Source organism: Pseudomonas sp. AC242, from assembly GCF_979258655.1.
Map to the genome: position 1 here is coordinate 3,134,771 of NZ_OZ409873.1, position 12,278 is coordinate 3,147,048.

Here is a 12,278-nt window from a genome sequence, read left to right on the forward strand (position 1 = left end):
CACGATCCCCCTGTGGGAGCTGGCTTGCCAGCGATGGCGGTGTGTCAGGAACAGATATTTCGGATATGCCGACGTCATCGCTGGCAAGCCAGCTCCCACAGGGTTATCTGTTGATCAGTGAGGTTGGGTGTTGCCTGCTGCAGTGTCGATGCTGACCACCACCGACATCCCCGGACGCAACCGTTCCTCTTCCTGTTGATCCGGATCGATAGTGATCCGCACCGGCACCCGCTGGGCAATTTTCACAAAGTTGCCGGTCGCGTTATCCGCCTGCAACAACGCAAATTCAGAACCAGTCCCCGGCGAAATATGCTGCACATGCCCGGTGAATTTACGGTGGTTCAAGGCATCGACGGTGAAGCGCACCGGTTGCCCGACGCGCACATTGTCCATCTGGGTTTCCTTCATGTTGGCGATCACCCATTTCTGGTTCGGCACCAACGCCATCAACTGCGCCCCGGAGTTGACGTAGGCGCCGAGACGCACGCCGATCTGCCCGAGCTGACCGTCACGCGGGGCAACGATGCGCGTGTTCGACAGGTCGATCCGCGCCAGTTGCACCGCTGCTTCGGCGCTGGCCACGGCCGCTTCCAGCGAGCCACGATTGACGATCACCGTTTGCAGATCCTGGCGGGCGATTTCCAGATTGGCCTTGGCCTGCGCCACCCCCGCAACACTCTGCGCATTCGCCGCCAGTGCTACATCCATCTCACGCTTGGACACCGAACCGTCGCGCACCAATTCCTGGTTACGGCGCAGATCGGCCTCGCTCTTGCGCAACTGCGCTTCGCTGTCGGCCTGTACGGCCTGACGCAATTTGATCGTCGCCTCGGCGCTGTTGCGTTGCTGCACGACATTGGCCAATGCGGCTTTCTGTACCGCCAGTTGCGCCAGCGACTGGTCGAGGCGCTGCTGATAGATGCGGTCGTCCAGGCGCACCAGCAAATCCCCGGCCTTCACGTACTGGAAATCCTGCACCGGCACTTCATAGACATAACCGGCGAGTTGCGGGCCGATGATCGTTACCTGGCCGCGAATCAGGGCGTTTTCGGTGGTCTCGACGGCACTGCTGAATGGCGGCAGTTGCCAGGCATACAGCACGATCAACACACCCACGATGGCAATCGCCGCGAAGCCCATTGAAGAGATGATCCGCACCCGCAGCGAGCGCGGCTCGGTGTTCGGTGATGACGGCGGCGCTACACCTTCAGGTGTGGCGGCAATGGCATTGGTGGTCGTGGTGGTCGGTTCGGTCATGAAGAAGTGGCACCGCTCGAAGGTGTGGATGGCGCTGGGGCGACGGCTTTGGTGGTGCTCATCAGCCACAGCGCGCGAATGGACAGCCAGATCATGGTCAGCACCGCAATCACGGCGATCAGCATGAACACATCGTTATAGGCCAGCACGTTGGCCTCACGGGTGGCGGCATTGGACAGGCTGCGAATACCCGCCAGGTTGCGCAGACTCGGGTCGGCCAACAGCGAACCGTAGGCCGAGCCGCCGCTCTGCACGCGTGCAGCCACCAACGGGTCAGACAGCGTCAGGTGCTCAACGATGTGACTGGAATGAAATTTTTCCCGGACGATCTGGAAGGTGCCCAGAAGCGCCGCGCCCAGCAGGCCGCCGAGGTTATTGCATATCCCGAACAGCACCGAAAAGCTCACCAGATTACGCGGATTGGTCAGCACGTTACGAGTACCGAAAACCATGGTCGGGCCGAGGAAAAACGTGCTGCCGAAGGCCAGCAGGAATTGACTGAAATAGAGGTTTTGCGGGCGCGTCAGGTTGTTGGAAAAACTATCCATCACCGACCCGGTGGCCATCAGACCCAGCGAGATGATCAACGGCATCAGCAGGTGCTTGGGGTCGATCGTCAGTGCGCTGGTCAACAGTCCCGCAACACTGCCGATCAGCATCACCACGTACAGGCTGTGCAACTGCTCATAGCCCATGTTCAGGTTCTGCATGAAACCCACCGCACCGGTGGACTGCTCCGAGGTGACCATACGAATCAGGGTCACCGCCAGCGCCAGGCGGATCATCGTCCCGCTGCCCAGCCAGCGGGTCATCAGCAGCGGGTTGCTGCGGTTATGTTCGATGGCCAGACCGGCGATGATCAAGGCAATCGAAGCAGCCAACGCATAGCCGATCCAGTCGGCCTCCAGCCACCAATCGATCCGCCCGAGCGACAACACCGCACACAGCAACGCCACGCCAGTGGCGAGAATGGCAAAGGTGAGAAAGTCGAGTTTTTCAAAGGTTTTGAAGCGGTCGCCCGGCGGCAACTTGAGCATCAATACACAGCCCAGCGACAGCAGTGCCATGCCCAGTTCGAACAGATACAAGCCCCGCCATTCGGCGATCTGCAGCAAGTCTTCGGAAAATAATCGCGCCAATGGCAGCGCCAGTTGGGAAGTGCCGAGGCCGAGCACCAACGCCTTCATCCGCCACTTCGCCGGGAACGCCTGAACCATGTAATACAGACCCAGCGAACTCAGCGCTGCGCCGACCATGCCGTGGGCCGCGCGCACCGCCACCGCCGAATTGAGGTCATTGACGAACAAATGGCCGAAGGTCACCAGCGCATACAACACCAGGAACACTTCGGTGAACGCACGCAACCCGAACTGCTGGCGAAACTTCACCAGCAGCAGGTTCATCGACACGTTGGTCATCACGAACGCTGCCGGCAGCCAGGCCATTTCCGCGGTGGTCGCACCGAGTGCGCCTTGCAGATAAGGCAGGTTGGCCACCACCAGCGAGTTGCCCAAACCACCGGTGACCGCCACCAGCACACCGACCAGCGCATAGGCCAGGCGCTTGGGATTGGAATGCAACGGCGTCGAGGGGGAACCGGGCAGACTGGGTTTTTCGTGGGGCTGCCAATTGCGCGGGGCGTATTGATCCATTGCAAGGCCTTGTGCGGAAGGTGGGTGAAGTTTGCCGCAAATTCACCGGCAACACACATCCCATGGACAACACAGATACTTGTAGGAGCTGTCGAGTGAAACGAGGCTGCGATCTTTTGATCCTGTTTTTTTTTAAAAAGCCAGATCAAAAGATCGCAGCGTTCCGCAGCTCCTACAAAGTGATCTGCGTCGCGACGACAAGTCATCGTATAACTTGCTGTTGACATTCCCGTAAAACCTAGGAAATATCCGCACCCATGTTGTACGACGACGTATGACAAATAATAAAAACAACAAACGAAACAGGGAGCGTCACAGTGAGCACACTCGTCTGCAGTTCCGTCCGCCCTTCCCGCTTTGCCACGCTTCGCCCGCGTTCCACCCTCGGCCTGATCGGCTGCAGCAGCCTTGCCTTGGCCTTACCGATGAGCGCCGATGCCGAAGGTTTCCTCGAAGACAGCAAAGCCACGCTGAACCTGCGCAACGCCTACTTCAACCGCAACTTCGTCAACCCGGCCTACCCGCAAGGCAAGGCTGAGGAGTGGACGCAAAACTTCATCCTCGATGCCAAATCCGGCTTCACCCAAGGCACTGTGGGGTTCGGCCTCGATGTGCTGGGAATGTATTCGCAGAAGCTCGATGGCGGCAAAGGCACGGGCGGCACGCAACTGTTGCCGATCCACGATGACGGACGCCCGGCCGACAACTTCGGCCGCCTCGGGGTAGCGCTGAAAGCCAAGGTATCGAAGACCGAATTGAAGGTCGGCGAGTGGATGCCGGTGCTGCCGATCCTGCGCTCCGACGATGGCCGCTCGCTGCCGCAGACCTTTCGCGGCGGCCAGATCACCTCCACCGAGATCAATGGCCTGACTGTCTACGGTGGCCAGTTCCGTGGCAACAGCCCGCGCAACGACGCGAGCATGGAAGACATGTCGATGAACGGCCGCGGCGCGTTCACTTCCGACCGCTTCAACTTCGGCGGCGGCGAGTACAGCTTCAACGACAAGCGCACGCAGGTCGGTGTCTGGTACGCCGAACTCACGGACATCTACCAGCAGCAGTATTTCAACCTCAGCCACAGCCAGCCGTTGGGCGACTGGACGCTGGGCGCCAACCTCGGTTTCTTCACCGGCAAGGAGGACGGCAGCGCTCAGGCCGGCGACCTCGACAACAAAACCGCGTTCGCCCTGCTTTCGGCCCGCTACGGCGGCAACACCTTCTATGTCGGCCTGCAAAAGCTCAGCGGCGACGACGCGTGGATGCGGGTCAACGGCACCAGCGGCGGCACCCTCGCCAACGACAGTTACAACGCCAGCTACGACAACGCCAAGGAACGCTCTTGGCAGCTGCGCCACGACTACAACTTCGTCGCCCTTGGCGTTCCCGGTCTGACCCTGATGAACCGTTACATCAGCGGCGATAACGTGCACACAGGGACCATCACTGACGGCAAGGAATGGGGCCGCGAGTCGGAACTGGCCTACACCGTGCAAAGCGGCCCGCTGAAGAATCTCAACGTGAAATGGCGCAACGCGACGATTCGCCGGGACTTCAGCACCAACGAGTTTGACGAGAACCGGATCTTTATCAGTTATCCGATTTCGTTGTTGTAAAGCCAGTCGCCACACCGAGCTTCCCTGTGGGAGCGAGCCCGCTCGCGAAGGCGGCGTGTCAGTCGATACAAGAGTTACCTGGACCGGCCTCATCGCTGGCAAGCCAGCTCCCACAGGATTTTGTGGTGAATGCGGTAATTGAAAACAACGCTGATACCTGTGAGAGCTGGCTTGCCAGCGATGGCGGCGGCAGATTCAGCATTGATGTTGATTGATACACCGCTTTCGCGAGCAGGCTCGCTCCCACATGGGATTGCATTGCAAATACAGAACTGTGGTGATTGAAAAGAGGCAAGGCCTTCCGTCATTTACACCAAAAGTCGCGTTGACAAGTTCCGGAAACCCTACCGATACTTCAGCGCAGTCATACGACAACCTACAACAAACCTAATAACAACGTGTAAGGGATTGCCATGACGTCTACTTCTACTCCCCGCGCCCCGTTCAACCGTCTGCTGCTGACCGGCGCCGCCGGTGGCCTGGGCAAAGTCCTGCGCGAACGGATGCGCCCTTATGCCAATGTCCTGCGCCTGTCGGACATCGCCGCCCTCACCCCGGCCATCGATGATCGTGAAGAAATCGTGGTCTGCGATCTGGCCGATAAACACGCCGTGCACCAACTGGTCGAAGGCGTCGATGCGATCCTGCATTTTGGCGGTGTCTCCGTCGAGCGGCCCTTCGAAGAAATCCTCGGCGCCAACATCTGCGGTGTGTTTCACATCTACGAAGCCGCGCGCCGGCATGGCGTCAAGCGGGTGATCTTCGCCAGTTCCAACCACGTCATCGGCTTCTACAAACAGGATGAACCACTCGACGCCAGTTCCGCGCGCCGCCCCGACGGCTACTACGGTTTGTCCAAGTCCTACGGCGAAGACATGGCCAGTTTCTATTTCGATCGCTACGGCATCGAGACCGTGAGCATCCGCATCGGCTCCTCGTTCCCCGAGCCGCAAAACCGTCGAATGATGCACACCTGGCTGAGCTTCGACGACCTCACGCAATTGCTCGAACGCGCGCTATACACGCCAAACGTCGGTCACACCGTGGTCTATGGCATGTCCGACAACAAGGACGTCTGGTGGGACAACAAATTCGCCAGCCACCTCGGTTTTGCCGCGAAGGACAGCTCCGAGGTGTTCCGCGAAAAGGTCGAAGCGCAGCCAATGCCGGCCGCCGATGATCCGGCGCGGATCTATCAGGGCGGCGCGTTTGTCGCCGCAGGTCCGTTCGGCGACTGATCACTCTGACAACGACGCAAGGGAATGAGTATGCAAGCCGATTTGATCGTCGATGCGCGCAACGCCGTGGGCGAAAGCCCGGTCTGGGTAGCAGAGGAAAACGCACTGTACTGGGTGGATATTGCCAACGGCGGGCTGCAACGCTGGAGCGCCGAGACCGGCCATGTGCATGCCTGGAAAACCCCGCAGATGCTCGCCTGCATCGCCCGCCACAGCCGTGGCGGCTGGGTCGCCGGCATGGAAAGCGGCTTCTTCCACCTGCACCCGCACAGCGACGGCAGCCTCGACAGCGAGCTGCTCGCGAGTGTCGAGCACAACCGTGACGACATGCGCCTCAACGATGGTCGTTGCGACCGTCAGGGCCGCTTCTGGGCCGGCAGCATGGTGCTGAACATGGCCCTGAACGCGCCCGAAGGCCGGCTCTACCGCTACGGTGCCGGGCAGTCTGGCGTCATCGAAGCGCAGCTCGACGGTTTCATCGTGCCCAACGGCCTCGGTTTCAGCCCTGACGGCAAGACCATGTACCTGTCAGATTCGCATCCCGACGTACAACTGATCTGGGCGTTCGATTACGACACCGAGACCGGCACACCGTCGAACCGCCGCGTCTTCGTCGACATGAACCACTTTCCCGGCCGTCCCGATGGAGCCGCCGTGGACGCCGAAGGTTTCTACTGGATCTGCGCCAACGATGCCGGCCTCATCCACCGCTTTGCCCCGGACGGTCGTCTTGATTTCTCGCTGGAAGTGCCGGTGAAGAAACCGACGATGTGTGCCTTCGGCGGCAGCCGCATGGACACCCTCTTCGTCACCTCGATTCGTCCCGGCGATGACCACGATCCGCAATCCCTGGCCGGCGGCGTTTTCGCCCTCAACCCCAACGTCAAAGGCCTGCCGGAGCCGCTGTTCAACGATTCCCTGTAATACCCGCTTGTACTGCACCGCTGCGCCTTGAACACAAAAATAACAAGACTGGAGACTCACCCCCATGAACTTCAAACGCACCTTGCTGGCCGCTGCACTCCCGCTGATGGTTACCTTCACTGGCGCCGCTCAGGCCCTGCAACTCAAATTCGCTGACATTCACCCCGCCGGTTATCCAACCGTGGTGGCCGAAGAAAACATGGGCAAGACGCTGACCAAGGAGACCAACGGCGAACTGACCTTCCAATACTTCCCCGGCGGTGTGCTGGGCTCCGAAAAAGAAGTCATCGAGCAGATGCAAGTCGGCGCCGTACAGTTGTCTCGCGTCAGCCTGGGTATCGTCGGCCCCGTGGTCCCGGACGTGAACGTGTTCAACATGCCGTTCATCTTCCGCGACCATCAACACATGCGTAACGTCATCGACGGCGCAGTGGGCGACGAGATCCTCGACAAGATCACCAACTCCGAATTCGGCCTGGTGGCCCTGGCCTGGATGGACGGCGGCACGCGCAACGTCTACACCAAGAAACCGGTGCGCAAGCTCGAAGACCTCAAGGGCATGAAAATCCGCGTGCAAGGCAACCCGATGTTCATCGACATGATGAACGCCATGGGCGGTAACGGCATCGCCATGGATACCGGCGAGATCTTCAGTGCCCTGCAGACCGGCGTGATCGACGGCGCGGAAAACAACCCGCCAACCCTGCTCGAACACAACCACTTCCAGAATGCGAAGTACTACAGCCTCACGGGCCACCTGATCCTGCCAGAGCCGATCGTGATGTCGAAAATCACTTGGGAAAAACTGACTCCGGATCAACAGGCGCTGGTCAAGACTGCCGCCAAGGCTGCCCAGGCCGAAGAGCGCGTGCTGTGGGACAAGAAGTCCGCTGCCAGTGAAGAAAAACTCAAGGCCGCCGGCGTCGAATTCATCGAGGTCGACAAAAAACCCTTCTACGACGCCACCGCACCGGTGCGGGAAAAGTACGGCGCGAAGTATGCCGACCTGATCAAGAAAATCGAAGCCGTTCAGTAACGCCTCCCGCTCCGTCCTCATGAACAAGGCCCGGTGCGCCCGATGACTGCGGCGCACCCGGTTACGGTGGAACCCGATGAAGAATCTACTGCTGCGTATCAACGACAAGATCTACATGACGTGCATCTGGGTCGCCGGCCTTTCCGTCCTGGCGATTTCCCTGATGATTCCCTGGGGCGTGTTCGCCCGCTACGTGCTGGGCACCGGTTCGAGCTGGCCCGAGCCCACGGCGATCCTGTTGATGATGGTGTTTACCTTCATCGGTGCCGCCGCCAGTTACCGCGCCGGCGCGCACATGGCCGTGGCCATGCTCACCGATCGCATGCCTCCACAACTGAGATCTGCAGCGGCGATATTTTCACAGCTGCTCATGGCGGCGATCTGCATCTTCATGACGATCTGGGGCGCCAAGCTGTGCATGTCCACCTGGAACCAGTTCATGGCAGCCCTGCCCGATCTGCGTGTTGGCGTGACCTATCTGCCAATTCCTGTGGGCGGCTTGCTGACGCTGGTTTTCGTGCTGGAAAAACTCTTGCTCGGTGACCAGAGCAAACGGCGGGTCGTGCAGTTCGATCTGGTTGAAGAAAGTGAAGGTGCCGCTTAATGGACGCTCTGATTCTGCTGGGCAGTTTTATCGTATTGATCCTGATCGGCATGCCGGTCGCCTACGCGCTCGGCGCGGCCGCGCTGATCGGTGCATGGTGGATCGACATTCCGTTCCAGGCGGTAATGATCCAGGTCGCTTCGGGGGTGAACAAATTCTCGCTGCTGGCCATTCCGTTCTTCGTCCTGGCCGGGGCGATCATGGCCGAGGGCGGCATGTCGCGTCGATTGGTGGCGTGTGCCGGGGTGCTGGTGGGTTTTGTCCGCGGCGGTCTGTCACTGGTCAACATTGTCGCCTCGACCTTTTTCGGCGCGATCTCCGGTTCGTCGGTGGCCGACACCGCGTCGGTGGGTTCGGTGCTGATTCCGGAAATGGAACGCAAGGGCTATCCACGGGATTTCTCCACCGCCGTGACTGTCAGCGGTTCGGTGCAAGCGCTGCTGACCCCGCCCAGCCATAACTCGGTGCTCTACTCCCTGGCCGCCGGTGGCACGGTTTCGATTGCCTCGCTGTTCATGGCGGGCATCGTGCCGGGCTTGCTGATGAGCGCCTGCCTGATGGTGCTGTGCCTGATTTTCGCGAGAAAACGCGACTATCCCAAGGGTGAAGTGATCCCGATGCGCCAGGCGTTGAAAATCGTCGGCGAAGCCCTCTGGGGCCTGATGGCGATGGTGATCATCCTCGGCGGCATCCTCTCGGGCATCTTCACCGCTACCGAATCGGCGGCCATCGCCGTGCTGTGGTCGTTCTTCGTCACCATGTTCATCTACCGCGACTACAAGTGGCGCGAACTGCCGAAACTGATGCACCGCACAGTACGGACGATTTCGATCGTGATGATCCTGATCGGTTTCGCCGCGAGCTTCGGCTACATCATGACCCTGATGCAGATCCCGGCGAAGATCACCACGCTGTTCCTGACCCTGTCGGACAACCGCTACGTGATCCTGATGTGCATCAACGTCATGCTGCTGTTGCTCGGCACGGTGATGGACATGGCGCCGCTGATCCTGATCCTGACGCCAATCCTGATGCCGGTGATTCTCGGCATCGGCGTCGATCCAGTGCAGTTCGGCATGATCATGCTGGTGAACCTGGGGATCGGACTGATAACGCCGCCGGTGGGTGCGGTGCTGTTTGTCGGTTCGGCGGTGGGCAAGGTCAGTATCGAGAGCACCGTGAAGGCGCTGCTGCCGTTCTATGCCGTGCTGTTCCTGGTGTTGATGCTGGTGACTTACGTGCCGGCACTTTCGCTGTGGTTGCCGCACTTGGTGTTGTAACAACCTGAAAGATCGCAGCCTCGTTTCACTCGACAGCTCCTACAGGGAAACGCAATCCCTGTAGGAGCTGCCGAAGGCTCGGGCCGCGATCGGACGATCTTTTGATCTTCCAATACTCACGCCCGCAACAACATATACCCCGCCACCACCAGACAGACACTGGCAAAACCCACCTGCAACGCCCGCGCCGGCACGCGCGCGCAGAGCTTACGGCCGATGATCATGCCGACAATGCTGGCGACGATGAACGCCGCGCCCTGCCCGTCAATTCGCACACCGGCGTGAAACGAGCCGATCACCCCGATTGCCGAAATCAGACTGATCACCATCAACGACGTCGCAACAATCCCGCGCATCTGCACGTCGGTCAGTTGCTTGAACGCCGGCACAATCAGAAACCCGCCACCGACACCGAGCAATCCGGACACCACGCCGGTAATTGCGCCCAGTGCCGCCAGTGTAGCGGTGCATTTGGCGGTCCAGTCGAAGCGCCCGGTTTCTTCATTGAGCATGCAGTTCTTCTGGCCCCAACTGGCGTGACCGTGATCGCTCGGCCCCTCCTGCTGACGCTCGCGGCGCAGCATGCGCCAGGCCACCATGACCATGAGCAGACTGAACAGGATCATCAGGATTTTCTCCGGCAACTGGTGCGCGAAGTAGATTCCCAACGGCGAGAACACCGCACCCAACGCCGCAATCAACAACGCCGCGCGATAGCGCACCAGGCCATGACGCAGGCCGTCGATGGCACCGACCGCCGCCGCACTGCCCACCGCAAACAACGCCACTGGCGCTGCCTGGGTCATCGTCCAGCCAAGCCCGAGCACCAGTGCCGGCACCGCAAGAATCCCGCCGCCGGCCCCGGTCAAGCCAAGGACCAACCCCATCACCACGCCAAACAGACTTGCCAGCAACATAGGGTTTTCTCAGTCGACCTTGGACAGACCAGTCAGCCACTCGCGGCCCTTGAGCATGCCGTTCCAGTAGAACCACGGCAGCAAGGTTGCCTTGAGAAACCACGCCGAACGCCGCGCCACTGTCGGGTCTATCGGGAAGGTCGGCAGCAACTTACCGGCATAACCGAACTCGGCAAGGATCACCTTGCCCTTCTCCACCGTCAGCGGGCAGGAACCATAGCCGTCGTACTTCAGAGGAAGCGGTTGTTGCTTGCGCAGGGCGAGCAGGTTTTCCGCGACCACCACCACTTGCTTGCGCACCGCTGCGGCGGTTTTTGCGTTGCTCGTGCCGCAGATATCACCGAGTGCAAACACTTCGGAGTAACGCGGATGCTGCAGGCTGTGCGGGTTGACTTCGCACCAGCCGGCGGTGTCGGCCAACGCGCTTTGTGCGATGAAATCCGGCGAAACCTGCGGCGGCACGACGTGCAGCAGATCGAAGGTTTTCGCCTCGCGGATGACATTGCCATCGGCATCCTTGATCTCGAACCACGCGGTTTTCGCCGGGCCGTCGACCTTGACCAGATTCGAGTTGAACGCCAGTTGTGCGTTGTACTTTTCGATGTACTTCATCAACGGCGGAACAAACGTCGCCACACCGAACAGCGCGGCGCCGGCCAGGTTGAATTCGACATTGATATTGTTCAGCGCACCGTTTTTACGCCAGTGATCGCAGGACAGGTACAGCGCCTTTTGCGGCGCGCCGGCGCATTTGATCGGCATCGCCGGTTGGGTGAACAGCGCTTTGCCGCCGCGCAGTTTCTGCACCTGATCCCAGGTGTACTGCGCATGCTGATAGCTGTAATTGGAGGTGACGCCGTGCTGGCCGAGGCTTTCCTGCAAACCTTCGATTTTCTCCCAGGCCAGACGCAGGCCGGGGCAGACAATCAGGTTCTGATAGCTGACGGTACGTTGATCGTTGAGGGTGAGTTGGCGTTTGTCCGGGTCGATCGCGGTGACTGCCGCTTGCAGCCAGTTCGCTTGCTTTGGCATGACCTTGTTCATCGGCCGTGCGGTGTCTTTGACGTCGTAGGCACCACCGCCGACCAGCGTCCACGCCGGTTGATAGTAATGCTGGGCGCTGGGTTCGATCACGGTAACTTTCAGAGCCGGATCACGTTTGAGCAGACTGGCGACGAAACCGATACCGGCCGTACCGCCGCCGATGACCACGATGTCCGCACTGATGGATGGGCCCCAGTGTTGATCGTTCATTGCTTGTTCCTTTTGCTGCACGCAAGGATTTCTCAGCCTTCACACAAATCCATTGTAGGGGTTGTGTGTTGGCTGGCATTTATTGATGGCCGAGACTTTTCAGCACTGCCCCGCAATACAGTCCGGAGAGAGTTTTCATGACCTGAATGACTTCCGGACTGGCGAGGCCGTAGAAAATGTATTTGCCCTCACGACGGGTCGCGACCAGCCCTTCATCGCGCAGGATGCCCAGTTGCTGCGACAGCGTCGGCTGGCGCACACCGGTCATCTTTTCCAGTTCGCCGACATTGCGTTCGCCCTGGGTCAGTTGACAGAGGATCAGCAGGCGATCCTCATTGGCCATGGCCTTGAGCAAGGCGCAGGCCTTGGAGGCCGAAGCGCGCAGTTGGGCGACTTCACATTCGGTCAGACTGGATTGCATTTGCACGATGCCTTCAAGGTCACTTAAGCTGCGAACATTATGTTTTTAGATAAAGTGTTGCAACCCATTTTCCTCGTTCAGG

Annotated in this window: 11 protein-coding genes; 6 read left to right on the forward strand and 5 right to left on the reverse strand. The window is 59.9% G+C overall.

Annotated elements, in window-relative coordinates:
- Positions 1-114: 114 nt before the first annotated feature.
- Together ACZZ0A_RS13985 and ACZZ0A_RS13990 are read right to left on the reverse strand one after the other, a co-directional pair.
- Positions 115-1,257, reverse strand: a complete 1,143-nt coding sequence (locus ACZZ0A_RS13985; protein ID WP_007915117.1) for an HlyD family secretion protein — start codon at positions 1,255-1,257, stop codon at positions 115-117.
- A complete protein-coding gene (locus ACZZ0A_RS13990) occupies positions 1,254-2,909 on the reverse strand; it encodes an MFS transporter (protein WP_463543331.1) in 1,656 nt (551 codons plus the stop codon). Before ACZZ0A_RS13990 ends, ACZZ0A_RS13985 begins: the two co-directional genes overlap by 4 nt.
- A 317-nt stretch (positions 2,910-3,226) precedes the next feature.
- Here ACZZ0A_RS13990 and ACZZ0A_RS13995 point away from each other — a divergent pair, with 317 nt between their 5' ends.
- The 6 genes from ACZZ0A_RS13995 to ACZZ0A_RS14020 all read left to right on the forward strand — a co-directional run bounded on the left by ACZZ0A_RS13995 (position 3,227) and on the right by ACZZ0A_RS14020 (position 9,604).
- Positions 3,227-4,522, forward strand: a complete 1,296-nt coding sequence (locus ACZZ0A_RS13995) for an OprD family porin (RefSeq protein ID WP_007915112.1) — start codon at positions 3,227-3,229, stop codon at positions 4,520-4,522.
- A 413-nt stretch (positions 4,523-4,935) separates the two neighbouring features.
- A complete protein-coding gene (locus ACZZ0A_RS14000) occupies positions 4,936-5,760 on the forward strand; it encodes an NAD-dependent epimerase/dehydratase family protein (protein WP_095113613.1) in 825 nt (274 codons plus the stop codon).
- A gap of 30 nt (positions 5,761-5,790) precedes the next feature.
- A complete protein-coding gene (locus ACZZ0A_RS14005) occupies positions 5,791-6,684 on the forward strand; it encodes an SMP-30/gluconolactonase/LRE family protein (RefSeq protein WP_463544098.1) in 894 nt (297 codons plus the stop codon).
- Between the two features lie 64 nt (positions 6,685-6,748).
- A complete protein-coding gene (locus tag ACZZ0A_RS14010; RefSeq protein WP_007915104.1) occupies positions 6,749-7,720 on the forward strand; it encodes a TRAP transporter substrate-binding protein in 972 nt (323 codons plus the stop codon).
- A 76-nt stretch (positions 7,721-7,796) separates the two neighbouring features.
- Complete coding sequence (locus ACZZ0A_RS14015) at positions 7,797-8,324, forward strand: TRAP transporter small permease (protein WP_007915101.1); 528 nt, start codon at positions 7,797-7,799, stop codon at positions 8,322-8,324.
- Positions 8,324-9,604, forward strand: a complete 1,281-nt coding sequence (locus tag ACZZ0A_RS14020; protein WP_095113615.1) for a TRAP transporter large permease — start codon at positions 8,324-8,326, stop codon at positions 9,602-9,604. The genes ACZZ0A_RS14015 and ACZZ0A_RS14020 overlap by 1 nt, the downstream gene beginning before the upstream one ends.
- A gap of 116 nt (positions 9,605-9,720) precedes the next feature.
- On the opposite strand, the gene ACZZ0A_RS14025 is transcribed toward ACZZ0A_RS14020, so the two are convergent.
- From ACZZ0A_RS14025 to ACZZ0A_RS14035, 3 genes are all read right to left on the reverse strand, one after another.
- Entirely contained in the window at positions 9,721-10,521 is an 801-nt protein-coding gene (locus ACZZ0A_RS14025; RefSeq protein ID WP_463543332.1) for a sulfite exporter TauE/SafE family protein, read from the reverse strand.
- Between the two features lie 9 nt (positions 10,522-10,530).
- On the reverse strand, positions 10,531-11,775 hold the full coding sequence (locus tag ACZZ0A_RS14030) for an NAD(P)/FAD-dependent oxidoreductase (RefSeq protein WP_463543333.1): 1,245 nt from the start codon (positions 11,773-11,775) through the stop codon (positions 10,531-10,533).
- Positions 11,776-11,854: 79 nt separating this feature from the next.
- Positions 11,855-12,196 (reverse strand): ArsR/SmtB family transcription factor, encoded by a 342-nt coding sequence (locus tag ACZZ0A_RS14035; RefSeq protein WP_007915092.1) that lies wholly within the window; start codon positions 12,194-12,196, stop codon positions 11,855-11,857.
- Positions 12,197-12,278 lie beyond the last annotated feature (82 nt).